General features: G+C 47.7%; 15 protein-coding genes. 10 read left to right on the top strand and 5 right to left on the bottom strand.

The window, feature by feature from the left end:
- Positions 1 to 54: 54 nt before the first annotated feature.
- On the bottom strand, positions 55 to 10368 hold the full coding sequence (locus QFZ51_RS10200; protein ID WP_429045543.1) for a Calx-beta domain-containing protein: 10314 nt from the start codon (positions 10366 to 10368) through the stop codon (positions 55 to 57).
- Between the two features lie 517 nt (positions 10369 to 10885).
- Here QFZ51_RS10200 and ahcY point away from each other — a divergent pair.
- Positions 10886 to 12214, top strand: a complete 1329-nt coding sequence (ahcY, locus tag QFZ51_RS10195) for an adenosylhomocysteinase (protein ID WP_079468905.1) — start codon at positions 10886 to 10888, stop codon at positions 12212 to 12214.
- Between the two features lie 97 nt (positions 12215 to 12311).
- Positions 12312 to 13043 carry a pyridoxine 5'-phosphate synthase gene (locus QFZ51_RS10190; protein ID WP_429045541.1) on the top strand — a complete coding sequence of 244 codons (732 nt, stop codon included), beginning with the start codon at positions 12312 to 12314 and terminating at the stop codon, positions 13041 to 13043.
- A 149-nt stretch (positions 13044 to 13192) separates the two neighbouring features.
- Here the strand turns inward: QFZ51_RS10190 and lon are convergent, their stop codons facing one another.
- From lon to QFZ51_RS10170, 4 genes are all read right to left on the bottom strand, one after another.
- On the bottom strand, positions 13193 to 15595 hold the full coding sequence (gene lon, locus QFZ51_RS10185; protein WP_429045539.1) for an endopeptidase La: 2403 nt from the start codon (positions 15593 to 15595) through the stop codon (positions 13193 to 13195).
- A gap of 222 nt (positions 15596 to 15817) precedes the next feature.
- On the bottom strand, positions 15818 to 16435 hold the full coding sequence (locus QFZ51_RS10180) for a porin family protein (protein ID WP_370909800.1): 618 nt from the start codon (positions 16433 to 16435) through the stop codon (positions 15818 to 15820).
- 113 nt (positions 16436 to 16548) lie between these two features.
- A complete protein-coding gene (locus QFZ51_RS10175; RefSeq protein WP_429045538.1) occupies positions 16549 to 17457 on the bottom strand; it encodes a hypothetical protein in 909 nt (302 codons plus the stop codon).
- 123 nt (positions 17458 to 17580) lie between these two features.
- Positions 17581 to 18846: a metallophosphoesterase gene (locus QFZ51_RS10170; RefSeq protein ID WP_429045536.1), complete on the bottom strand. Its 1266-nt coding sequence runs from the start codon at positions 18844 to 18846 to the stop codon at positions 17581 to 17583.
- Positions 18847 to 19190: 344 nt separating this feature from the next.
- Here QFZ51_RS10170 and QFZ51_RS10165 point away from each other — a divergent pair, with 344 nt between their 5' ends.
- The 8 genes from QFZ51_RS10165 (at position 19191) to cysD (ending at position 25709) form a co-directional block, all read left to right on the top strand.
- The gene (locus tag QFZ51_RS10165) at positions 19191 to 19871 is read left to right on the top strand and encodes a metal-dependent hydrolase (protein ID WP_370909797.1); all 681 of its coding nucleotides are present in this window, start codon (positions 19191 to 19193) and stop codon (positions 19869 to 19871) included.
- 66 nt (positions 19872 to 19937) lie between these two features.
- Positions 19938 to 20759, top strand: coding sequence for a ParA family protein (locus QFZ51_RS10160; RefSeq protein WP_370909796.1), 822 nt, complete (start codon positions 19938 to 19940; stop codon positions 20757 to 20759).
- A complete protein-coding gene (locus tag QFZ51_RS10155) occupies positions 20743 to 21660 on the top strand; it encodes a ParB/RepB/Spo0J family partition protein (RefSeq protein ID WP_429045534.1) in 918 nt (305 codons plus the stop codon). The genes QFZ51_RS10160 and QFZ51_RS10155 overlap by 17 nt, the downstream gene beginning before the upstream one ends.
- Positions 21661 to 21721: 61 nt before the next feature.
- Positions 21722 to 22360 (top strand): DUF5683 domain-containing protein, encoded by a 639-nt coding sequence (locus tag QFZ51_RS10150; RefSeq protein ID WP_370909794.1) that lies wholly within the window; start codon positions 21722 to 21724, stop codon positions 22358 to 22360.
- A gap of 41 nt (positions 22361 to 22401) precedes the next feature.
- Positions 22402 to 23121: a 4-hydroxy-tetrahydrodipicolinate reductase gene (gene dapB / locus QFZ51_RS10145; protein WP_429045532.1), complete on the top strand. Its 720-nt coding sequence runs from the start codon at positions 22402 to 22404 to the stop codon at positions 23119 to 23121.
- Between the two features lie 151 nt (positions 23122 to 23272).
- Positions 23273 to 23692, top strand: coding sequence for an RrF2 family transcriptional regulator (locus tag QFZ51_RS10140; RefSeq protein ID WP_142683316.1), 420 nt, complete (start codon positions 23273 to 23275; stop codon positions 23690 to 23692).
- Positions 23693 to 24081: 389 nt separating this feature from the next.
- Positions 24082 to 24765 (top strand): phosphoadenylyl-sulfate reductase, encoded by a 684-nt coding sequence (locus QFZ51_RS10135; protein ID WP_370909792.1) that lies wholly within the window; start codon positions 24082 to 24084, stop codon positions 24763 to 24765.
- Positions 24766 to 24800: 35 nt separating this feature from the next.
- Positions 24801 to 25709 carry a sulfate adenylyltransferase subunit CysD gene (gene cysD, locus QFZ51_RS10130; RefSeq protein ID WP_370909791.1) on the top strand — a complete coding sequence of 303 codons (909 nt, stop codon included), beginning with the start codon at positions 24801 to 24803 and terminating at the stop codon, positions 25707 to 25709.
- Positions 25710 to 25770: the final 61 nt, after the last annotated feature.

Here is a 25770-nt window from a genome sequence, read left to right as displayed (position 1 = left end):
ATCAGCTTAAATATTTTTTTGTCAGATGCATCCTGCTTAAAATTCGTATGCCCGTTAACGTTTTATCACAATAAACCCGGTGTAACGCTCTTTCTTACCATCTATCTCTACTTCAATATTGTAGAAGTAAGAACCATCCGGCACATCATTTCCTGAACTGCCGCCTGCGTTTGCCTTACCGCGGAAGTTCTTCGATTTGTTATCGTAGTGCTGCAACTTAAATACGGTGCCGCCCCAACGATTAAATATCACTACCTCATTATTTGGATACTTGTCGATATTTTCAATATACATCACGTCATTTCCCATGCCATCGTTGTTAGGGGAAAGCGCCGGATGTACGCGGATCTTACCGCTGTTGTTATTGATTTGGCGGCCATCCGTACTATACTTTTCAACAGCATCGTTTACACCATCTCCATCAGAATCCAGGTCGAGGAAGTTAGGGATACCGTCTCCGTCTGTATCGTCGTCAAATGGATCACCATTGCTGTTGATGTCTTCCTGCTTATCTGTTAATCCGTCGCCATCTGTATCACAACTGCTGCACATCGGATCATCATTCAGGATCACACCGGTAGCTTTGGAAGGCTCACCTAAAGTTGGCGTATGCTGGCCGGAAGGAACTGATACCGTAGTCATCTTCAGGATGAAGGTTTCATTCTGTTCAAAGGTCGTATCCCCTTTAACATTCACTGTTACCTGCCCGATCGTCTGCAACGCCGGGATCACCGTTTGGGTAACTGTGTTGTCGAAATCATTACCCGGCGTGGCTTTGAAGTCCATGTAAGGATAAGATACCCCATCTACCGAAGCCTCAAAATCATAGTTAATCGTAATCGGACGGGAACTTTGCCTGCTCAACTGTACATTAAACCTCAGCGGTGTATTCTCCCCGGTATCGCCTTCTTTCACGCTGAATTTGTCGGCAGCAAAAGTGAGGGTCAACGGATCGTTATCCGTGATCGCAACCCTTGCAGTATCCGTAGCCCCGGCTTTATATACCAGGGTACTGCTGCCGCCAATGTAGGGCAGTATCGCTGCTTTCAGGAAGCCGTCATCGTCATTGATATCGTTATCACCAGTGGTGATAATAAACGAGTGTTGCTTTGTAAGCGCCGGCATGTTGATGGTTAAGATGTTACCGCTTACGGTACCTTCACCGGCTGTAAACGTACGGGCGGCATCCTGCGTAATGCGGAGTCGTACCGGCACATCGTAGGCCGCAGATGCGGGCGATTTCAAGGTGAACTTCATACCGCTTCCTTCAGCCGCAGTAACAGCTTCTGCTGATATTTCCACCACCAGCGTATCATTATCATGAATGATTACATCAGCTGCGGCGCTCCCAGATAACGGCCAGGTAATACCTGCCATACTGCTGCTCACTGCGCCCAGCTGTACTTTCACATCTTCATCTCCCTCTACAATATTGTTATCGATCGGTGTTACTTTAATGTCTGCACCATTCTGGCCGGCGGGGATCATCACCGTGCCACTCAGCTTACGGTAACGGGTGTCTGCTACAGCAGTACCGCTAACGGTATAGGTTACATTCACATCTTTCACGGCAGATAACTGTGTATCGGAGAACCGTACACGGAAAGATCCTGGTACATCCGGCTCGGTGGCATCTGCTGTTTTCGCAATCATCATCTCCCGGCCCGGAGCAGAGCTTTCATCATCATGCACTATCAGGGTAACAGTATCCTTATCATCTACATCCAGCGCGATGTTCTTATTAAACCGCTTCATCTGTGCCAGCATTGGTGCCAGCTTCACCTGTTCATCGCCCTCTATCACTTTATTGTCAATCACATTCACGGGAACGGATATACTATTCTGACCGGCAGGAATCACCGCGGATGTTTGTACCGGTGCAATGTTGGTCGTGCCGGCAATGCTGCTTACGTAAAATACTACTTTCACATCAGCTGCTGCAATGCTGCTGCCCGGCAGTTTCACCGTGTATGCCCCGTTTGTAGCCGGTTCTGCGGCGTCTTTGTTCTTTTGCAATACTACGCGCATATCACCCGTTTCAGGGATCAGCACCATACCTGGCTGGGAAAGTGTATAACCCGTTGTTGCCAGCTGTGCGGTAAATTGCAGTTGCTCGTCTCCTTCCAGGATATTATCGCCTGTTAATTTCAGCTGGTATAATTTACTATGTGCTCCGGCAGCCAGCGTTACCTGTGCAGGCACACCACTGTAATCTGCATTATCTGCAGTAGATACGGCGTTTCTGCTGATATTGATCACTACATCTTCGGAAGAAATGATCTGGCTGTTCACAAACCCGATGGTCACATCACTGTTGCTGCCTTCGTGTATAACGGAGGAGTCAATACGCATTTCTACCTTCAGGTTATCCGGATTCAACCGCGTAGCGTCATCAATCGTTACAGATAATTTATCTCCTTTCATACCTGCAAAACCCTGTGGCGTTGCGGCGATCCATAACAGCTCCGGTTTCTCCAGTATAAAGTCTGTTTTGGCAGTAAAAGAGAAGGTAGCATCAGGTATTCCTGCAGGAATGATTACGGTAGCCGGCAGGTTATCAATATCTGCTGCTGTTGCTACGGATGTTGCATCCCTGTTCAGGGTAACAATGATATCCTTGCTGGCAGTAACACCTGGCGCCAGGCTTACCTTCATCTGGTAAGTATTTCCTTCCAGTACTTTGGTACCCGCTGTTACGGAAGTAAGATGTATGAACCCGGTAACCGGATCATCATGTGTTCTGTCTTTGATCGTAATGGTGGTATCTCTTACAACAGCGGTATTAAAAGTAGCATCTGTAATGCTGCCTTTAAATACCACGGTTTCATCATCTTCCAGTACCAGGTCTTTTAATGCCTTCAGCACAAAGGTGTGGGTACCCTTGTTTTGTCCTTTTTTAATAATAATATCATAAGGAGATGGCAAGGCATTATGATCTGCGTTTACCGCGGTACTCAGCGTCTTATCTTTTGTTACATGCACCGTGATGTCCTTGCCCGCCAGCAGGTTGTTGGGCAGCTGCGCACTCAGCATTGCACCGGAACCGTTTTCATCAATAGCAGCCAGTGTGCTGTTGAGTGCAACAGGCGCCGGCAGCGGATACTGCGTTGGATCATCCTCAATGGTGAATACCGGTTTACTGATGGTATAAATACTGATGCCATCTGTAGCGCTGGTATTGATGATAAAATTCTCGGGCCCCTCTGTGAAGTTATCTTTCTTAATCTTCAAACCGGTAACGATACTGTTGCCGCTGTTCAGGTAAACGTCGGGCGCCAGGGTGTAATCCAGCCCGGCTTCCGCACTGCCTGCCGATTGTGGCAGTAATATATGAACAGGTACATCAGTGGTAACGCCGGCAGGTAAACTAATAGTTACCGCGCCGCTATCGCCTTCTGTCAGTGGTGTTTTCCAGGCGCTAACATTCAATGCCAGATTAGCGGCATCGCTGCGGGTAAGGTCCTGTATCGCCAGCGGCAGGTTATTAACCGTATATCCATTAACGGTAGCATTCACCACCAGTGTTTCGTTCTTCTCCAGCACCTTGTCAGCCACTGTTTTCAGTAGCTCAAAGGTAGCAGTGGTTTGTCCGTGCGGCAACACATAGGAAGTGGCCGACAGCGTATAGTCATCAATGTTTTTAGCGGTAGTAAGCGCATTATTTACCGCCAGCTGTATGCTTACATCTTTTGTAGACGCATAAGGCACCGTCACGGTCACCATCACTTTATTGCCTTCCGGAACCAAGGTGGCATCCGGGGTAAGTGTCATTTTCCTTGCGTTCGGCTGCTTCTCTGTGTAGTCTTTGATATACACACCTGCACTGGTAGCTGGCATGTTGGTATTACCCTTGTTGCCTTCAATAATCAGTTTCCCTTCATCATCCAGTATGGCATTGGTACCCGCCGTAATGGCCGGAGCAGATGCAGCGGAGGTGTTGTTCAGGATGGTCACACTGGCTGGTACCGCCGTATGACGGGCATCAGCTACAGTAGAAGCGGCAGCATCCTTCGCCAGGTTGATCACCCAGTTTTTACCGGCTTTCCAGCCATGTGGGAAAGTGGCCGTTATCACCGCATTGCTTCCTTCGTAAATGCTGTCGGGCGTACTCGTGAGGATAATGGAATCGCCCACAGGGAAAGGATACTGCGCATCTTTAATACTCATATCCATTGTTGCCGGCAGGAACGTGTACACGGTGCTGAGTGCATCACTTACCGCAGGAGTGATATGTATATCTTCTGCATCTTCTACCAGGATATCTGATGCAACCTTTAACTGTGCAATACCCGAAGCACCGGTAAACGTAGTATCCGCAGGCAGGTAATAATCAGTATTACGTATAGCCGTTCCGGTAGCGCCACCCATTGTAATCTTAACCGGTATTTCGGTGGTTACTCCGGCAGGTAAACTGAAACCAATATTATTGATACTGTTTTCATTCACCGCACCAGATGGCAGCGTGAAGGTGATCTTTGTTTTAGCCGCATCCCTGCGGGTAGCGTCATTAAGCTGGATAGCCGCATCTGTAATCGTATAGCCGGTAGCGGTACCCTTTATCTTCAGTTGTTTATCCTTTTCTATCACTTCATCCGCAACGGCTTTAATAACCGGTGCAGCGGTGGTGAAGGTGTTGCTGTTCTTCGGGAACACAATGCTTGTCTGCAATGCGGTATAGTCGGCCGCTGCTGCATCGGTGCCGGTTGGATTGGTTGCCAATGCAATCGTTACGTCTTTGGCGGCTGTATAACCCGCTGGTAACGACACCCTGAAAGCAGTACTGCTGCCTTCTGCAAGCGGGGAAGTGACTGCTGTTAAAGTCAGTTTTTTCTGCGCAGGATCAGTACCATCCGTAATATTAATGATAGCGCTGGTAGCCGGCATATTGGTGTTACCGGCATTGCCATCTACTTTGATGAAGCCGCCGTCGTCGAATACGTTGTTGATTTTAGTGGTAATAGCTGCGGTAGTGCCGGATGCGGCGTTGGTGGCAATGGTCACGGAGGCAGGGATCGTACCATGACTGGTATCAGCCGTCGTAGAGCGCAGGGCATCTTTCGCCAGGTTGATGGTCCAGGCTTTACCAGCTTTCCAGCCATGCGGGAAGGTAGCGGTAATGATAGCAGAACTGCCTTCCGTTACCGGGTCAGGCGTGCTGGTCAGCAATACGGAATCTCCCGCAGGGAAAGGATACTGCGCATCTTTAATACTCATATCCATTGTTGCCGGCAGGAACGTGTACACGGTGCTGAGTGCATCACTCACTGCAGGAGTAATATGTATGTCTTCTGCATCTTCTACCAGGATATCTGATGCAACCTTTAACTGTGCAATACCCGAAGCACCGGTAAACGTAGTATCCGCAGGCAGGTAATAATCTGTATTACGTGTAGCCGTTCCAGTGGCGCCACCCAATGTAATCTTAACCGGTATTTCGGTGGTTACACCGGCAGGTAAACTGAAACCAATATTATTGATACTGTTTTCATTCACCGCACCAGATGGCAGCGTGAAGGTGATCTTTGTTTTAGCCGCATCCCTGCGGGTAGCGTCATTAAGCTGGATAGCCGCATCTGTAATCGTATAGCCGGTAGCGGTACCCTTTATCTTCAGTTGTTTATCCTTTTCTATCACTTCATCCGCAACGGCTTTAATAACCGGTGCAGCGGTGGTGAAGGTGTTGCTGTTCTTCGGGAACACAATGCTTGTCTGCAATGCGGTATAGTCGGCCGCTGCTGCATCGGTGCCGGTTGGATTGGTTGCCAATGCAATCGTTACGTCTTTGGCGGCTGTATAACCCGCTGGTAACGACACCCTGAAAGCAGTGCTGCTGCCTTCTGCAAGCGGGGAAGTGACTGCTGTTAAAGTCAGTTTTTTCTGCGCAGGATCAGTACCATCCGTAATATTAATGATAGCGCTGGTAGCCGGCATATTGGTGTTACCGGCATTGCCATCTACTTTGATGAAGCCGCCGTCGTCGAATACGTTGTTGATTTTAGTGGTAATAGCTGCGGTAGTGCCGGATGCGGCGTTGGTGGCAATGGTCACGGAGGCAGGGATCGTACCATGACTGGTATCAGCCGTCGTAGAGCGCAGGGCATCTTTCGCCAGGTTGATGGTCCAGGCTTTACCAGCTTTCCAGCCATGCGGGAAGGTAGCGGTAATGATAGCAGAACCGCCTTCCGTTACCGGGTCAGGCGTGCTGGTCAGCAATACGGAATCTCCCGCAGGGAAAGGATACTGCGCATCTTTAATACTCATATCCATTGTTGCCGGCAGGAACGTGTACACGGTGCTGAGTGCGTCACTTACCGCAGGAGTGATATGTATATCTTCTGCATCTTCCACCAGGATATCTGATGCAACCTTTAACTGTGCAATACCCGAAGCACCGGTAAACGTAGTATCCGCAGGGAGGTAATAATCTGTATTACGTGTAGCCGTTCCAGTGGCGCCACCCAATGTAATCTTAACCGGTATTTCGGTGGTTACACCGGCAGGTAAACTGAAACCAATATTATTGATACTGTTTTCATTCACCGCACCAGATGGCAGCGTGAAGGTGATCTTTGTTTTAGCCGCATCCCTGCGGGTAGCGTCATTAAGCTGGATAGCCGCATCTGTAATCGTATAGCCGGTAGCGGTACCCTTTATCTTCAGTTGTTTATCCTTTTCTATCACTTCATCCGCAACGGCTTTAATAACCGGTGCAGCGGTGGTGAAGGTGTTGCTGTTCTTCGGGAACACAATGCTTGTCTGCAATGCGGTATAGTCGGCCGCTGCTGCATCGGTGCCGGTTGGATTGGTTGCCAATGCAATCGTTACGTCTTTGGCGGCTGTATAACCCGCTGGTAACGACACCCTGAAAGCAGTGCTGCTGCCTTCTGCAAGCGGGGAAGTGACTGCTGTTAAAGTCAGTTTTTTCTGCGCAGGATCAGTACCATCCGTAATATTAATGATAGCGCTGGTAGCCGGCATATTGGTGTTACCGGCATTGCCATCTACTTTGATGAAGCCGCCGTCGTCGAATACGTTGTTGGTTTTAGTGGTAATAGCCGCGGTAGTGCCGGATGCGGCGTTGGTGGCAATGGTCACGGAGGCAGGGATCGTACCATGACTGGTATCAGCCGTCGTAGAGCGCAGGGCATCTTTCGCCAGGTTGATGGTCCAGGCTTTACCGGCTTTCCAGCCATGCGGGAAGGTAGCGGTAATGATAGCAGAACTGCCTTCCGTTACCGGGTCAGGCGTGCTGGTCAGCAATACGGAATCTCCCGTAGGGAAAGGATACTGCGCATCTTTAATACTCATGTCCATTGTTGCCGGCAGGAACGTGTACACGGTGCTGAGTGCATCACTTACCGCAGGAGTGATATGTATATCTTCTGCATCTTCCACCAGGATGTCTGATGCCACTTTTAACTGTGCAATACCGGAGGCACCGGTAAACGTAGTATCCGCAGGCAGGTAATAATCAGTATTACGTATAGCCGTTCCGGTAGCGCCGCCCATTGTAATCTTAACCGGTATCTCGGTGGTTACTCCGGCAGGTAAACTGAAACCAATATTATTGGTACTATTTTCATTCACCGCACCCGATGGCAGCGTGAAGGTGATCTTTGTGTTGGTAGTATTCCTGCGGGTGGCATCATTAATGATGACTACTGTATCTAACACGGTGTATCCGGTTAAACCAAACACACTACCCGCCAGCCCCAGTCGTTCGTCATTTTCAATAATATGATCATCCCCCACCGCATTGATAATAGTATAAGTAGTAGTATAAGGAGAAGGGGTATTGGCCGGTAACCGGAGGGTATCTTCCGTCATCCAGCCAAAGTCTGTTACACCGGCGTCGGAGCCGGCCACTTTTCTTGTCAGCGCAATTACAATGTCTTTTGCAGAGGTATATCCGGCAGGCAGCGCAATAGTAAAACGGGTACTATCGCCTTCTGGCAGATGATACGTCAGGGGGGCAATGGTTAATTTCTTCTGGGCAGGAGAGGTCGCGTCGTTGATGATCAGGGTAAGACTGTCCTTTACCAGGATACCTGCATCCGCAGTGCTTCCCACTAGTACCAGCTTGCGGGTATCATCCAACACCTGGTTGGTGGTGGTTCCAACAATTACCGTATCAGAGAGTATCCTGGCTGCTGGTATGGTAACGGTACCCGATGGGAAAGTATAGGTGCCCGCTGCCGCTGTTGAAGAGCCGCCGGGCGTAAAGTTAACCTGGATAGGGATTTCGGTGGTAAGACCCGCTGGCAGTTCTGCCCATACGCCCGGAGACGTGCCTTCATTAATGCTGTTGGCAGCAATATGTAAGATAACAGGAGCCGTCATTGGCAACTGTGCATCGGTGATATTTACTACAAACGGTGTAACAGTTGTGGTATAAGTAGTGGAAGGTATAGGGTCTGATGCAGTAAGTTCGATCTCTATCTTCTCTGTTCCTTCTATGGCGTTATCACTTTTAATCTTGAACGGAACCGTGATGCGACCAGCTCCCTGGGGAATAGTAACGGGTCCGGTAAGTTCATAGTCCGTACCATCAGTAGCAGTGGAAGTGCTTTTTTTATTGATGCTCACATCAATCGGCAGATCGGTAGTAACACCGGTTGGTAAAGATATGGTTACCAGCCCGTCGTAAGGCTCTTTCAGCAACGCAGGAGCATCTGTTGTAAAAGAAAGCACCGTTAAAGTAGGATCAAGCCGGGTAGCATCCTCAATGTGGAGCGATTTGGAAGAAGTTTGTGGTTGTCCCATCACCACCGCGTCCGCTTTGAAATTTACCAGTTCGTCTTTTTCCAGGATACTGTCTTTTACAGGTCTTACCGGGATATTTACCCCGTTGGAATCTTTCTCTATATAAGCAATGTTGTTATAGGTAAAATCTGATGCAACCGCCTCTGTGCCGGCCACCACTGATAAATCCACCTGAGTTCTTTCAGAAGCCAGCACTCCTGGAGGAAGTGTTACACGAACCGAATCAATAATACCTTCCCGGATCTTTGCAGGAGCCGACAAGGTAATGTGTTTGGGTTCATCATCCTGGATAGTGTATACGCTGGTCGTTCGCCCGGTTATGTTCACCAGTTTATTTTCGGTAACGGGTACCAGCTGAAAGGTCATATGCCGGCTGTATTCCAGGGCATTGTTGCCAATGATCTTTATGTTGCTCAATCGTATTTTATCCCCGGCCACATATGCTTTCGCAGGAATCATAAAACCGCCGTAAAAAGTAAAGTCGGTTCCCTGCACCGCATTATGCGACCCTCCAGACGGAGGCACCAACGCCACTTTTACATACATCTCTGAAGTAACGGTAGCGGTATTGTTCACCACCAGGTACAAATCCGGTGAGGCGAGATCCCCGTTATTTCCTTCCAGGCCGGTGGCAGAGTCTTTTTCAAACGACACGGAAATAGGATCAGTACCGGTACTAAGGGGCGATCCCTGGAGATTAATATGCACCGGTGTATTGTCATATCCATAATCAACTGCCACACGGGTACCAATAGCTTTGGTGGTGGGTTTCACGCCAAGGGTGATACCTGCCGCCAACCCTTTAGGGGCCGTGTTTACGCCGCCTTCATCAATGGCGTTTACCAGCATGAAGTTGTTAAAGTTCTGCCTGTCTCCTGCCGACTTGGCCACATAGGAAGAAAAGGTGCTATAGGCGTGATAGGTATGTGAGAATTCGCCTACCGTCGCGTTGGGATAATCGGAATTAAAACCAGGCGGTCTTATAAAACCTATGATGTCCGGATTGGGTCCCCCACCCGGAGGATTCATATACCCGGTAGCGCTTCTGTTATTATCCAGTATAGGCCCCACCGGATCATCCTGCATGGTGGGAAATTCACTCAGGTACAGGTAAAAAGTGGTGGAGGGCCTGTCGTTATAAAAAGTATAATCCAGTACAAAGTAACTGTTGGGCACCACGTAGGTGATAGTCATCAGCACGGTGGCAACAAATGGCCCTCTTCCTGCATTTTCATAATACGAGAGGGAGTCAACCAAACAAACCTTATAAGGGTCCGCAACGGTGCCGGAACCCATTACCTCGGATATCTTTTCAAAATTAATGTCAATAGGGGTCGGGGTCTGAAACCCGCTGGTATTTTGCATCTTGAAATTCGACCGGATCCCCATTACGGAGCTTGAGTTTTCCTTCCTGGATTCAGATCTTCCATTCCTGGTTACCTCGTAGGTGCCATCGGTATTGATCTTTATCCTCAATCCATCGGTAAGCGTATTTCCTCCAAGGGGGTTGATGGTTACCTGCGCCTGTACACCCGTACTGATCAGGAAAAAAGCGGCTATCAGGAATAACGCCTGGCACAGGAACACGGGGATACGATGGGGCATATCTTGCTTAATTAATTTCGTAGGATAGGAAAGGAGTAACATATAAGCGTGTAAATTTCTATTTATACATATAGATTTTAAGTCAAAAATGTGAAAAACAGTCCTTTGTAAAACCCTATATGCGAATCTCTGTAATTGGCTCTCCCGGTAGGCTTCTAATATTGCTCCTTCTTCTCTTCTGATGAAACTGAAAAACCAGCCGCCGGCAATTTATAATCTCTATAATCGTATAGTGGTGGGTGCCTAAGACGCGCTAATGGGCGTTTTTTATGATTTTTATAATTATGCCATACTCTTCCATCTGTCACACATCTCTAAACAATTAAATATAAAATCATATATTTTAATTAGCAAATCTATAATAATATTTATATTAAATCAAATTAATTTATCTAACCATAAGTGAGGGGGCCGGAAACAGTGATTAACAAATTTTTAAGGCAGATAACGCCTTATATATCCGATGCGGTTATGTTAAAAGTTAAAATAACCCTAGATTTGCAAAAAACAATTCAGAATGTCAACAATTGCAAAATCAAACATTGACTTTAGCCTCGGATACAAGGTAAAAGACATGTCTCTCGCGGCCTGGGGTCGTAAAGAGATAGAACTGGCAGAAGCCGAAATGCCCGGACTGATGTCACTGAGAGAAGAATATGGTAACAGCAAACCATTGCAAGGTGCACGTGTTGCTGGTTGTTTGCATATGACTATCCAAACTGCCGTATTAATAGAAACCCTGGTAGCTCTCGGTGCTGAGGTGCGCTGGAGCTCCTGCAATATTTTCTCTACGCAGGACCACGCTGCCGCTGCTATCGCCGCTGCAGGAGTACCCGTATTTGCCTGGAAAGGTCTGAATGAAGCAGACTTCGACTGGTGTATTGAACAAACCCTGTTTTTTGGCAGCCCCGACCGTCCGCTGAATATGATCCTGGACGATGGTGGTGACCTGACTAACATGGTGTTCGACAAATACCCTGAGCTGATCCAGCACATCAAAGGACTGAGCGAAGAAACCACTACCGGTGTTCACCGCTTATACGACCGCATGAAAGCTGGTACTTTACCAATGCCTGCGATCAATATCAACGACTCCGTTACCAAATCCAAATTCGATAACAAATACGGTTGCCGCGAATCCTGCGTAGATGCGATCCGTCGCGCTACAGATGTGATGATTGCCGGTAAAGTAGCTGTTGTTGCCGGTTTTGGCGACGTAGGTAAAGGTTCCGCTGAATCACTGAGAGGTGCAGGCGCCCGCGTTATCGTTACTGAAATTGACCCTATCTGCGCTTTACAGGCTGCAATGGAAGGTTATGAAGTAAAGAAAATGAACGACGCCGTTAAAGAAGCCGATATCATCGTAACCACCACCGGTTGCCGCGATATCATCACCGGCGAACACTTCAAACTGATGAAAGATAAATGCATCGTTTCTAATATCGGTCACTTCGATATCGAAATCGATGTAGCCTGGTTAAACAAAAACTACGGCAACACTAAAGTTGAAATCAAACCACAGGTAGATAAATACACCATCGATGGTAAAGATATCATCCTGCTGGCAGAAGGCCGCCTGGTAAACCTCGGTTGCGCTACCGGCCACCCTTCTTTCGTAATGAGTAACTCCTTCACCAACCAGGTACTGGCTCAGCTGGAACTGTGGCTCCACTCAGAAAACTACGAAAACAAAGTATACGTACTGCCTAAACACCTGGATGAAAAAGTTGCCCGTCTCCACCTGAAAAAAGTAGGCGTGGAACTGGATGTACTGACCACCGCACAATCTGAATACCTCGGTATTCCTGCAGAAGGTCCATTCAAACCAGACTACTACAGATACTAGTTTTTTACGACTAACAAATACAAATGCAGCGGAGAAGAAGTCACTACTTTTTCTTCGCTGCATTTTTTGTAAAAGCTAAAAGCCGTAATTTTGCCACATGACAAAGCTGAGTGTAAACATCAACAAGTTTGCTACCCTGCGCAACGCACGTGGAGGCAATCTACCGGATATATTAAAAGTGGCCCAGGATTGTGAACGCTTCGGCGCCGACGGCATCACCGTTCACCCCCGCCCCGATGAACGCCATATCCGCTACCAGGATGTAAGAGACCTGAAACCATTGGTCACCACAGAGTTCAATATCGAAGGATACCCTTCCCAGGACTTTATGGACCTCGTACTGGCGGTTAAACCTCACCAATGCACACTGGTCCCCGATCCGCCGGATGCCATCACCTCCAACACCGGGTGGGATACCATCGCATACCAGTCGCAGCTGAAAGACGTGATCTCCACCCTCAAAAAAGCAGGGATCAGGGTCTCCATCTTCCTCAATGCAGATGTTACAAAAGTAGAAGGCGCTAAAACCGCTGGGGCCGACCGCATAGAACTCTATACCGGCCCTTACGCAGAAGAATATACGAACGCACGCACACAGCCGCAAAACCTGCAGCTATTCAACGACTATAAAAATACGGCAAGAGAAGCCACCGCTATTGGCCTGGACCTTAACGCCGGCCACGACCTCAACCTCGATAACCTCCGCTTCTTTAAACTGCATATACCACAGCTGAAAGAAGTATCCATTGGCCATGCACTCGTGGCAGATGCACTCTACTTCGGTCTGGAAAATACCATCCAGCTGTATAAAAGACAACTGGCCGACTAACTTATACAAAACAATAAAGCCATTCCGTATTATTGGAATGGCTTTATCAACCCTTAAAACAATCAACATGAAGTTCATAACGGGGTCACAACAAAACCGGTATGAACAGTATATAGTTTGCCGTCATGACTGACAGCAATGTTACACACTTACTTCTTTAATAACGCTATTTCCAGCACTTGGTTCATTTGCTTTACATAATGAAACTTCATCCCCTTAATATAAGATGGATTGATCTCTTTAATATCTTTTTCATTTTGCCAGCAAAGAATAATCTCACGGATACCTGCCCTTTTGGCGGCCAGTATCTTTTCCTTAATACCACCTACCGGTAACACCTGTCCGCGAAGCGTGATCTCACCCGTCATAGCCAGGTATGATTTTACCCTCCGGCCCGTAAATACAGAAGCCAACGCTGTAAGCATCGTGATGCCCGCACTCGGACCATCCTTTGGAACAGCGCCCTCCGGCACATGCACATGCACACTCTTCTGCGTAAACTTCTTCGGATCAATACCCGCTTCCTCTGCATGGGATTGCAGATAAGTCAGCGCTGTAACAGCCGACTCCTTCATCACATTACCCAGGTTACCCGTCAGCTTCAGATCACCCTTACCCTCGCTCAAACTGCTTTCTATAAACAGGATATCCCCGCCTACATAGGTCCAGGCAAGCCCCACCGCTACTCCCGGCGGATTACCTACCTTATAGATTTCATTGGAATAACGGGGTTTACCCAATATCTTCTGAAGCCCCTCTTCGGTTAACGCATCCGGTAATTTCTCATCCATCGCCACCTGCTTCGCCAGGTTGCGCATAATAGCGGCAAACTGCCGGTCAAGCTCACGCACCCCACTTTCACGGGTGTAATCGGCAATCAATTGCTCTATCACCGTATTGCTGATCTTTACCTTCGTATCCTTCAAACCATGTGCATCCTTTTGCTTGGGCAACAGGTGCCTCTTGGCAATCTCTACTTTTTCTTCAATGGAATACCCGCTCAGATCAATAATCTCCAACCTGTCACGCAGCGCCGGGTGAATAGAACTGATACTATTGGCGGTAGCAATGAACAACACCTTGCTCAGGTCGTACTCCAGCTCCAGGTAATTGTCGTAGAAAGTAGCATTCTGCTCAGGGTCCAGTACCTCCAGCAATGCGGAACTTGGATCGCCGCGCATATCGTTACCAATCTTATCAATTTCATCGAGGATCATCACCGGGTTCGACGATTTGATTTTACGGATCGACTGTACCACCCTGCCCGGCATAGCGCCGATATAGGTTTTACGGTGCCCGCGGATCTCACTTTCATCGTGCAAACCACCCAGGCTCAGGCGAACATATTTACGGCCAACAGCGTTGGCAATAGATCGGCCCAGGGAAGTTTTACCAATACCCGGAGGGCCTACGAAACACAGAATGGGTGACTTCATATCCCCCTTCAGTTTCAGCACTGCCAGGTATTCCAGGATGCGCTCCTTTATTTTCTCCATGCCATAATGGTCATGGTCCAGTATCTTCTTCGCCTTCTTCAGATCATAACTATCCGTGGTGTACTCGCCCCAGGGCAGGTCCAGCAACAGATCCAGGTGATTATACACCACGCTGTAATCCGGTGTGCTCGGATGCATACGCTCCAGTTTCTCAATCCCCTTCGCAAAAGCTTCCGCAGCGGCAGCCGGCCATTTCTTTTCTTCCGCCTTGCGCTTCATTTCCTTCAGCTCCCGGTCGTTGGCATCTCCACCCAGTTCTTCCTTGATCGACTTCATCTGCTGCTGCAGGAAATAATCCCGCTGCTGCTTGTCCAGGTCGGCCTTGGTTTTGTTGGTAATTTTATTCTTGAGCTCTGCCAGCTGTAATTCTGTTTGCAACAGTTTCATCAGCAATTCCGCACGGGTACGGAGGTTATTGATCTCCAGTAACTGCTGCTTCTCTTTCAGATCTGAGTTCAGGTTGGAAGAAACAAAATGCACCAGGAAAGAAGGATTCTCAATGTTCTTTAAAATGATGCTTGCTTCTGAAGGCAGGTTGGGAGAAAGCTGGATGATCTGTGCTGCCAGGTCTTTGATGGAAGATATATACGCTTCAAATTCTGAATCGTCTTCCGCCGCTTCATCGTGCAATACACTGATCTTGGCTTTGAAATAGGGATCTTCCGTCACTATCTCGTCTATCTTAAAGCGCTTGCGGCCCTGTATGATGATAGTGGTGCCACCATCAGGCATTTTAATGAGCTTTACAATACGCGCCACGGTACCCACTTCACTCAGATCTGCCACACCCGGATCTTCTATCGTACTGTCTTTCTGCGCTACCACCCCGATCGACTTGTCTGTTTTGTAGGCGTCATTGACCGCTTTTATGGATTTATCCCGGCCCACCGTAATCGGCAGCACAACACCCGGAAATAATACTGTATTTCGTAATGGTAATAATGCCAGTTCATCGGGAATCTTTTCATCCTCCTGTCCTTCCCCGTCTTCATTCAAAGGGATAATAGGCATGAACTCCATTTCATCTTCCGAATTTCCTAAATAAAATCTGTTCATCTGAGATATTTAAAGCCTCATGAGGACATTCTGTCATACAACCCGGCAAAAGTCCTCGTTTTTTTATGTATCCCTATATAGTCAAGTTTGATGCCAAGTGACGCTCTGGCAGGAACGGAAGAACGCGCAACAGCGTTCCTTTTATCACAAAAAAGCAGCAAAGTTAAAGTATACACTTTAATCTTTGCTGCTTCATCAAAAGTTAACGCTGAACGCGGGAAACTAGAAGGATACGCCTACACCCAGCTGGATGCTCTGGTTTTTCCAGTTACTGGTGTTAGCTACATCTTTGTAATTGTTTACATCATTAAAGCCAATCACATAACGTGCACTCACATTAACAATTGGCAGTTGCAGCCACAAACCGGCTACACCGGAAATGTCGCCGCCTTTAAATGCTTCATTGGCAGCGCCCAATACTTTTTTATCGCTCACTAATGCGCTGAACTGAGGTCCTACCTGTAGTTTCAAACGCGGTGTTCCCAGGTCAATGTTGGCCAGCAAAGGAATACTGAGATAGCTCATAGTAATCTTCTTACCATTATCTTCCAGGTTTCCAGTATTATAAATTTCACTGAAATCGTCTGTAGTTTTTGTTTTGGTAGAAGAGAAGATTAATTCACCCTGAACTCCGAATCCTTTCACCAGATTCACCTGGGCAAACCCACCGATGTGATAACCTAACTTAAATCCATCCTGAAAACCGGTACCATCAAGCTTTCCAAGATTAGCACCCCCCTTCACACCAAAGCGAAGGAATTTCGTTTGTGCATTAACAGTTGACACGGTTGAAACAGCAGCTATCATCAGCACTGCTACGGCGAAAAACAGTTTTTTCATAAATCTATGTATTGTTAGTAATGGTTAAAATATAGACGTCCGGAGTAAAAAATACCCCTATGTTGTAATTACATTTCCAGTAATTACAAATTCCGTGCTATTTGTTAATAAAATCAAAAACTGTATAAAATACGTGCCGTGAAGTAACTCATAATACCCTGATCTGTACCGGTTAAGGGCTTAAAAACCGTATAGGAAGGCGCCAGGTTTATCCGCCCGATAAAATAGGATACATTCATGGAAACATCTATTGCGCGGGGTTCAAATTCAGTGTGATCTTCAAAATTAAGCTCGCCACCGGGAGGGTTGCGGAGCTTCACCATATGGGGCGACCGGCTGATATATTGAAATGCTTTGAGATTACTGTAATAGTTAGCCGTTCCCAGCGTCATGTTCACAGAAGGCGTCACCATCAGTACATCAAACCGACCCACCACGCCGGAAAAAATAAAAGGATGCCTTACAGACGCTATCACATTGAAATCATTGCCATGCAGCGTTTCTTTGGTATACAAGCCCTCCGATACATGCTTTCCCCAGCCGTAATCCAGGCTCAAACCGGGTTGCACCCACCACTTTCGGTAATAGAAGTAGGCAAAAATTTCATTCTTGATCGGGGTGGAAGGCACATCTGAAGAATCGGCGAAAATATATTTTGTATAAGAGATACCAGTAAGAAAGTCCCTGTTTTTCGTATAGTCGTAACCGGCGGTGAAGTCCCATTCAAACCAGGGCTTATTTACCGAGTTAAAAAGATAATACGCGCTAACGCCGGCATACAGCCCGCTTTTGTGATAATAACTTAAAGAAGGTGCGATGAATGTTTTTAAAACGAGGGGATATTCAAAGTTAGCTACTTTACTGCCATAAGCAGGATTGTTCCCGTACCCGATACCGGCCACTACTTCGCTTTTCTGCTGTTTCTGCAACAGCGAATCCAGCTGTCGCTCCAGCTCTGCCAGGCTTTGTCCCGATGCTACACGGCTACATAACAACAGGAAGGTAAAGAAGTATAGGCGCATGTTTTAAAAAGTACGTCGCTGCAAGATAAGCGTAAATCACTTTCATTTAACCCGGCATCCGCGAACAGGACGAATGTGTGGTTAAACAATGCTTTTCTGTCGGTCAATGCGCACAATACCTTCTTATACCAGGTCGATCACCGTAATTTCCGGCAAAATACCCACTCTTCCTGGATAGCCAAGAAACCCGAAGCCCCTGTTTACATACAGGAACTGCTCGCCCTTCTTATATAACCCGGCCCACTCTTTATAAAAATATTGGGCAGGACTCCATTTCAAACCGGGTATCTCCACACCAAACTGCATACCGTGGGTATGGCCCGCCAGCATCAGGGCAATGTCGGGATACTCTGTACGCACCTGCGCATCCCAGTGGGTGGGGTCGTGCGACAGCAAAATTTTAAACGGTATATGTTCTGCTCCTTCGTAAGCCCTTTTCAGATCGCCGTAACGGGGAAAACGTTTGATGGCGCTCCAGTTTTCAATACCAATCAGCGCAATCTGCTCACCGTTGCGGTCCAGCACTACGTTCTCGTTCATCATCAGCTTCCAGCCCAGCTTGCCATGTACCGCTTTCAATTCCTCCAGGTTCTGGTGCTGCAACGCACTGTAGCCATTGGCGTTTTTATCCGGCCAGGGGTAATAATCGCCATAGTCGTGGTTACCCAGGGTGGAATACACGCCCATCGGGGCTTTCACCTCCCGGAATACATCCAGCCATTCCGCCATTTCCACCGCCCGGTCATTAACCAGGTCACCGGTAAACAGCACCAGGTCGGCCTTCTGATCATTGATCATTTTAATCCCCTTCATAACCGCCTCCCGGTTAGCAAAGCTGCCGGAATGGATATCAGAGATCTGCACAATGCGCAGTCCTTTAAAAGAGGCCGGCAAATGCTTAAAGGCCATTTTTATTTTATGTACCCGGTAGTTGTATTTATTGGAGAAGCCGTACAACAGCGTACCAAAAAAAGCGCCTCCGGTGATGAGTCCCAGCCGGTTAATAAACTGTGAACGCGATAATCCGCCCGCTGCCGGGCTTGCAGTCGCCGCGGGTGCACTGCTGAATTTGCGGATCAGCCACAATACCCCTCTTCTGATGTCATCTATCAGCAGGAACACGGTCACCAGCAGCTTTGCCAGCACCAGGCCCATGAAAATCGCCATCAGGTAGGATTTGAGCGTAGGCGACCAGTTATGCCAGTTGATATAAGGCAACAACGCTATCATCACCACACAGCTGAGAGATATAAACCAGTAAATGGAATAAGTGATGTTCCTTACTTTTGGAGTAGACATGTACACCATGGCCCTGATGGCCTGGAAAACGTAAATATCCAGCAACAGCAGGAAAACAATGAGTATGACGGAATTCAGTCCGGGTCGCATTATAGAAATTTAATATAGATACCTAATAATGAAGCAATTTAACACAACTAACCGGGTCTGAAAAGTTAAAACCGGTGCTTGTAATTATACTAGACGAATAACAACGGGAAGAATTGTATGTTTTATTTTTTTTTACACCGTTAACAGGTTACGGGGCTTGTTCTGCGAACACTTTGTGTATAAATAAATATACTACAGCGCCCGAATTTTAGGTAATCGTTGTATTTTTGTCCGATCACGCTACTTTTAATAGAGTTACTTTTAAATATAAGGTGTAGATTAATCACGGATGACGGAGAGCAGATTTCCCCGAAGTTGTCGTGATGTATTCAAATGGATTGATTATGAAGTATACTTGCTATGGACATTCCTGTTTTGCGGTGGAGATTATGGGGAAAAAGATCCTTTTTGATCCTTTCATCACCCATAACGAACTGGCGGCTAAGGTGGATATCCATGCCATAACGGCGGATTATATTTTTGTTTCCCACGGACATGAAGATCATACGGCCGACCTGGTAGACCTGGCAAAACGGACAAATGCAACAGTAGTATCCAATTTTGAAATTGCCACCTGGGCAGGTAAACAGGGAATCGAAAAGGTACATCCCATGAATACCGGCGGGAAATGGAAGTTTGACTTTGGTACGGTAAAATGCGTGGTGGCACAACATTCCAGCAGTTTACCCGATGGAACCTACGGCGGTAATCCCATGGGTTTCATATTTATGACGGAAGAAGGGAATTTTTATTATGCCGGCGATACCGCACTCACCGTGGATATGGAGCTGATACCAGCTGTTACTTCCCTGGATTTTGCAGTACTGCCAATTGGCGATAACTTCACCATGGGCATCGAAGATGCCATTGCGGCCGCTGAAATGATAGAATGTGAGAAAATAATAGGGGTACACTACAACACTTTCGGCTACGTTAAGATTGACACAGACGAAGCAAAGATGCAGTTTATTGATGCCGGGCTTGAACTGTTACTGCCTGAAATAGGCAGTACTATAGAGGTTTGAGGAAGAAGTGATCATAGCTGATTTATCCTTTATCCTATAAATAACCTTGAATTTTTAAATTACACAATGGCTAGAATAATCGCAATCGCTAACCAAAAAGGTGGCGTAGGAAAAACTACAAGTGCAATAAACCTGGCAAGCAGCCTGGCTGTGCTGGAATTTAAGACACTGCTGGTTGACGCCGACCCGCAGGCAAACAGCACCACAGGGCTGGGTTTCGACCTGCGCAATGTGCAGCAGAGCCTGTACGATTGTATGGTGAACGACGTGCTGGCCAAAGATGTTATCCTGGAATCAGATACTCCCAACCTGAAGGTATTGCCTTCCCATATAGATCTCGTAGGCGCAGAACTGGAACTCATCAACCATCCCAACAGGGAAAGGGTGATGAAACAGGTGATCGACACCGTGGAAGCGGACTACGACTTCGTTATTGTTGACTGCTCCCCTTCCCTCGGCCTTATCACCGTAAATGCCCTCGTGGCGTCTAACTCGGTGATCATACCCGTGCAGTGCGAATTTTTTGCACTCGAAGGACTCGGCAAACTGCTCAACACTATCAAAATTGTACAAAGCCGGCTGAATATAGAACTGGAAATTGAAGGCATCCTGATGACCATGTACGATGGCCGTCTGCGCCTCAGCAACCAGGTAGTGGATGAAGTAAAACAACATTTCGAAGAAAGTGTGTTCAATACCATCATCCACCGCAATACCAAACTGGGAGAAGCTCCCAGCTTCGGCAAATCCGTTATTATGTATGATGCAGCCAGCACAGGTGCGATTAACTATCTCAACCTGGCCAAGGAAATCCTGCAGAAACATAATTTCACCAAAATTAAATCTAAAGACAAAATCCTAGCTATTAACGATGACCAATCCAAGTAAGAAAGAGGCGTTAGGCAAAGGCATCCGCTCACTGCTTCAGAACATGGATACAGATCTGAAGCAAACTGCCGGCGCCCTGGGTGATAAGGTAGTAGCTGCTGCTACCGGTATTGAACGCATATCGCTGGATCTGATTGCCACCAATCCGAAACAGCCGCGTCGTGACTTTGATGAGGTTTCTTTACAGGAGCTAAGCCAGTCGATCAAGCTGCACGATGTTATCCAACCCATCACCGTATCCAGGATCAGCGCCAAAAAATTCCAGCTGGTCGCCGGTGAACGGCGCCTGAGAGCCAGCAAACTTGCCGGCCTCAAAGATATTCCCGCTTATATCCGCCAGGTAAACGACCAGGAACTCCTGGAACTCGCCCTGCTGGAAAACCTGCAACGGGAAAACCTCAACGCCATTGAAGTTGGACTCAGCTATAAAAGGCTTATGGATGAATGCAGTCTCACCCAGGAACAGGTGGCCGACCGCATGGGCAAAGAAAGAAGTACCGTTACCAACTATATACGCCTGCTGAAACTGCCGCCGGATATCCAGGTAGCCGTTCGCAACGGCCAGCTCAGCATGGGCCACGCCCGCGTACTCACCGGCGTGGAAAATGTGGAAAACCAACTTTTCCTGTATAACGAAATCCTGAAAAACGGATTGTCAGTACGCCAAACAGAAGAACTGGCCCGCACCATCAATCAGGCCGATAAAAATCATCAGCAAAAAGCTGGCAAAGTAAAACTACCTCCTGCTTTTCAGAAAATACAGGACAAACTGGCCACTCACTTCTCTACCAAAGTAAAACTGGACAGGGGAAAAAACGGTAAAGGCAGCATCTTAATTGAATTCTATTCGGATGAAGAGCTGGATAGTATCCTCGAAAAAATAGATATATACGGTGGCTAATAAGGCGCATTACATATTTCATTCACTACGATACTCTTTGTTGTTTTTAATCGCGGTTGTAATGGCAGCGCCATTGCACGCGCAGCAGGATACCCTGCGCCCGGTGGCCAAAACAATGGATACGCTCATCCGGCCCATCCCTGCTCCAGGTACGGATACCGTGAAAGCCAATAAAGCCATTTTCACCGACAGCGCCTATATTCCCGATTCCAAACTCCCCCACAGCCCGCGTAAAGCAGCCCTTTACTCCGCCGTGGTGCCAGGTCTGGGACAGGCATATAACAGGGAATACTGGAAAATTCCGCTCGCATACGCCGCCATCGGCACCTGTGTGTATTTCTTCGTGGATAATATGAAGACCTACAAACTGTACCGCGATGCCTACCGCCTCCGGGTAGACGGAAACCCGGATACAAACGACACCAGCCCGGATACCAAACCTTATGATACGGAATCACTGAAGCTGGGCCGCGACCAGTTCCGGCAGTATGTGGACTATTCCGTGTTGTTCTTCATCCTGGCCTATGGTGTAAACATTATAGACGCTACGGTATTCGCACACCTCCGCAACTTTGATATGTCAGACGACCTGAGTATGCGCGTCTCTCCCACACTGATCAACAACCGTACACTGGGCATCGGCATCAACATTTCCATCGGCGGCAAAAAGACCAAAAGCCGGTACTTTGCCGGCCGCTGATCATCATTAATACATCCACTTAAATACAACTTGCAAGGGTCATGAAAATAGCGCTCATCGGATATGGTAAAATGGGACAGGCAATAGATGCTATTGCCACTGCCAAAGGACATGAGATAATACTCCGGGTAGACGTCAACAGCAAACACCTGCTGGAAAAAGAACACCTCGGCCAGGCAGATGTAGCCATCGAGTTTACCACCCCTGAAACAGCTTACCACAACATCGTAAAGTGCTTCGAGGCAAATGTACCCGTAGTATCCGGTACCACCGGCTGGCTCGATAAACTGCCGGAAATAAAAGCGCTTTGCCTGGAAAAAAACCAGGCATTCCTCCACGCCACCAATTTCAGCATCGGCGTTAATATCTTCTTTGAACTGAATAAGAAACTGGCAGCCTTCATGGCCAGCCAGCCACAATACAACGTACAGATGGAAGAAATCCATCATACCCATAAAAAGGATGCGCCAAGCGGTACCGCCATTACACTGGCAGAACAGGTGCTGGCCTCCCTGCCCCGTAAAACCGGCTGGGTAAACGAAGAAAGCAACCAACCGGAAGCCCTTCCCATCATCTCTAAAAGGATTGATCCGGCGCCGGGTACACACACTGTAAATTACACCTCCGCCATCGACGATATTACCATCACCCACACCGCCCATTCCCGCGAAGGCTTTGCAGCCGGCGCAGTAGTAGCGGCAGAATGGCTGAAAGGTAAAACCGGCGTGTTCACCATGCGGGATGTATTGAATTTAGGATAGCAGCAGCTAAACGCATTAGCCGCCGGATACCGCTCCGGTGGCTAAAAGCCAGCCACTCACTGCTGGCAGCTAAAAACTGCTTATCTTTGCCGGAATATAAAGTGTGCACGGCACTATTAGTTCATCCGTGGAGGGATGCAAAAAAGTCAGTATGTTATCGAAAAAAACGCAATACGCATTTCACGCATTAGTACACCTGGCAGAGAACGTAGATAAAGGCCCCATCCTTATATCTGAAATTGCACAGGAAAAAAATATCTCTATCAAATTCCTGGAAAATATTTTGCTGGAATTGAAGAATGCCGGCATCCTCGGCAGTAAAAAAGGAAAAGGTGGCGGTTATTACCTCATGCGACCTCCAAAAGAGATCGCACTGGCCAAAATCATCCGCCTGCTCGATGGCCCCATTGCGCTGCTTCCCTGCGTAAGCCTCAATTACTACGAACGCTGCGAAAACTGCCGCGATGAAGCCGTTTGCGGCCTCAACGAAGTAATGGGACGGGTAAGGGACTCCGCCCTGAAAATCCTCGAGAACAAAACTTTGAAAGACATTCTGACCCGGAACAGCTAATCAGGGTGTAAAATATCCGAGCCGGCCCAAACACCGGCTTTTCCGCTACAGTAGCAGGTTCCAGGATCAAGTCCACCTCCCCTCCAGGTCACCTCCGGGTTTACAGCACGGATACTCCCAGTGTAAAGCCACTCCTATCTCAGTCCACAGCGGATATCCCCCCAGCTTGCAGCACATATAAGCTACTCCTTTTCCCCGTCCACAGTAAATAGCCCCCAGGCTCTACCCACGCCCAATTTCCATCCGCCACCACAGCCATTTTACCCGAAAGAAATAATTTTTTACCTTATTAGTCTATCTTTTTTATAGGTTTTATGTATTTTTGTTGAAGGAGTGACTGTAATCGCTCCGCTGGCACTAGACATATCAATTCAATAAGGAAGATCTACATGACAGACATTACCACCGCGCTGGTCAATAAACCGGTTGAGGAGGCCATACAGTATCTGCTGGAACAATACCCCGGCGCTGTAGCATTCTCCACCTCTTTTGGCCAGGAAGACCAGGTGATATCAGATATTATCTGGCGTAACCAATTGCCGGTTAGAGTTTTTACCCTGGACACGGGCCGCCTCTTTCAGGAAACATACGATGTAATGGACCTCACCATGGCCCGTTATAAACAACCTGTAGAAGTTTTCTACCCCGACACCGCCGCGGTAGAAAAACTGGTTTCCGCCAAAGGACCCAACAGCTTTTACGAATCAGTGGAAAACCGCAAAGAATGCTGCGGCATCCGCAAAATTGTACCGCTCAACCGGGCCCTGGAAGGCGTAAAGGTATGGATCACCGGCCTCCGGGCAGAACAATCCGAAAACCGGCAAGGCATGGAAATCCTCGAATGGGATGAACATCGCCACCTCTATAAATTTAATCCGCTGATCCACTGGGGCTACGACGAAGTACTGGCCTACCTGGATCAACATAACGTGCCCTACAATAAACTGCACGATAAAGGCTTCATCAGCATTGGCTGCGCACCCTGTACACGCGCCATTGAGCCGGGAGAAAATCCGCGCGCCGGCCGGTGGTGGTGGGAACAGTCGCAGAAAGAATGCGGTCTGCACGGATAAACAACATTTGCTTTTAGAATAAATTATTATAGTCCATGACTAATCAAATAAATTGGGAATTTCCTCAGGCACTGGAAGATGAAGCCATTTATATACTCCGCGAAACAGTAGCACAGTTCGAAAAACCAGTGCTCCTGTTCTCCGGAGGCAAGGATTCAATTACACTCGTACGACTGGCACAGAAAGCATTTTATCCCGGTAAAATTCCTTTCTCCCTGCTTCACGTGGATACCGGCCACAACTTCCCGGAAACCATCGAATTCCGCGATTGGCTTGTGAATTCACTCGGACTGGACATCATCGTTAGAAATGTACAGGACAGCATCGACCAGGGTAAAGCCCAGGAAGAAACCGGCAAATACGCCAGCAGAAACGCCCTCCAAACCGTTACCCTCCTGGATGCCATCGAAGAAGGAAAATTTGACGCCTGCATCGGCGGCGCCCGCAGGGACGAAGAAAAAGCCCGCGCCAAAGAAAGGATTTTCTCCGTAAGAGACGAATTCGGTCAATGGAACGCCAAAATGCAACGTCCCGAACTGTTCGATATCCTCAACGGTAAAATCAATATCGGTGAAAACGTACGCGTATTCCCCATCTCCAACTGGACAGAACTGGACGTGTGGAATTATATCGTTCGTGAAAAACTGGAAATACCTTCTATCTATTTCTCCCATGAAAGAGAAATTATAGAACGCGACGGTCTCTACTGGCCTTACTCCTCTTTCCTCAATACCACTGCCGACGAAGTACCCTTCCGCCAGAAAGTACGCTTCCGTACCGTAGGCGACATGACCTGTACCGCAGCCGTGTTATCTGAAGCCGATAAACTGGAAGATATCATTGCCGAAATCATGGAAGCAAAGATCTCCGAACGTGGCGCACGTATAGATGACAAACGTTCTGAAGCCGCTATGGAAAAGAGAAAACAGGCAGGATACTTCTAGCAGCATTCCCTGTAACACACACTTTAACTTAATTAAACACATCTTTTAACGCCAGCCGCTA

This window comes from Chitinophaga sp. W3I9, assembly GCF_050434025.1.
GTDB lineage: Bacteria > Bacteroidota > Bacteroidia > Chitinophagales > Chitinophagaceae > Chitinophaga.
The sequence above is the reverse complement of the archived record's forward strand: the minus strand, read 5'-3'. Positions and strand labels throughout refer to the sequence as shown.

Excerpts from the sequence above, each read along its gene's own strand:
- QFZ51_RS10200 (WP_429045543.1), bottom strand. The coding sequence starts at position 10,368 with ATGCCCCATCGTATCCCCGTGTTCCTGTGCCAGGCGTTATTCCTGATA.
- ahcY (WP_079468905.1), top strand. The coding sequence starts at position 10,886 with ATGTCAACAATTGCAAAATCAAACATTGACTTTAGCCTCGGATACAAG.
- QFZ51_RS10190 (WP_429045541.1), top strand. The coding sequence starts at position 12,312 with ATGACAAAGCTGAGTGTAAACATCAACAAGTTTGCTACCCTGCGCAAC.
- lon (WP_429045539.1), bottom strand. The coding sequence starts at position 15,595 with ATGAACAGATTTTATTTAGGAAATTCGGAAGATGAAATGGAGTTCATG.
- QFZ51_RS10180 (WP_370909800.1), bottom strand. The coding sequence starts at position 16,435 with ATGAAAAAACTGTTTTTCGCCGTAGCAGTGCTGATGATAGCTGCTGTT.
- QFZ51_RS10175 (WP_429045538.1), bottom strand. The coding sequence starts at position 17,457 with ATGCGCCTATACTTCTTTACCTTCCTGTTGTTATGTAGCCGTGTAGCA.
- QFZ51_RS10170 (WP_429045536.1), bottom strand. The coding sequence starts at position 18,846 with ATGCGACCCGGACTGAATTCCGTCATACTCATTGTTTTCCTGCTGTTG.
- QFZ51_RS10165 (WP_370909797.1), top strand. The coding sequence starts at position 19,191 with ATGAAGTATACTTGCTATGGACATTCCTGTTTTGCGGTGGAGATTATG.
- QFZ51_RS10160 (WP_370909796.1), top strand. The coding sequence starts at position 19,938 with ATGGCTAGAATAATCGCAATCGCTAACCAAAAAGGTGGCGTAGGAAAA.
- QFZ51_RS10155 (WP_429045534.1), top strand. The coding sequence starts at position 20,743 with ATGACCAATCCAAGTAAGAAAGAGGCGTTAGGCAAAGGCATCCGCTCA.
- QFZ51_RS10150 (WP_370909794.1), top strand. The coding sequence starts at position 21,722 with ATGGCAGCGCCATTGCACGCGCAGCAGGATACCCTGCGCCCGGTGGCC.
- dapB (WP_429045532.1), top strand. The coding sequence starts at position 22,402 with ATGAAAATAGCGCTCATCGGATATGGTAAAATGGGACAGGCAATAGAT.
- QFZ51_RS10140 (WP_142683316.1), top strand. The coding sequence starts at position 23,273 with ATGTTATCGAAAAAAACGCAATACGCATTTCACGCATTAGTACACCTG.
- QFZ51_RS10135 (WP_370909792.1), top strand. The coding sequence starts at position 24,082 with ATGACAGACATTACCACCGCGCTGGTCAATAAACCGGTTGAGGAGGCC.
- cysD (WP_370909791.1), top strand. The coding sequence starts at position 24,801 with ATGACTAATCAAATAAATTGGGAATTTCCTCAGGCACTGGAAGATGAA.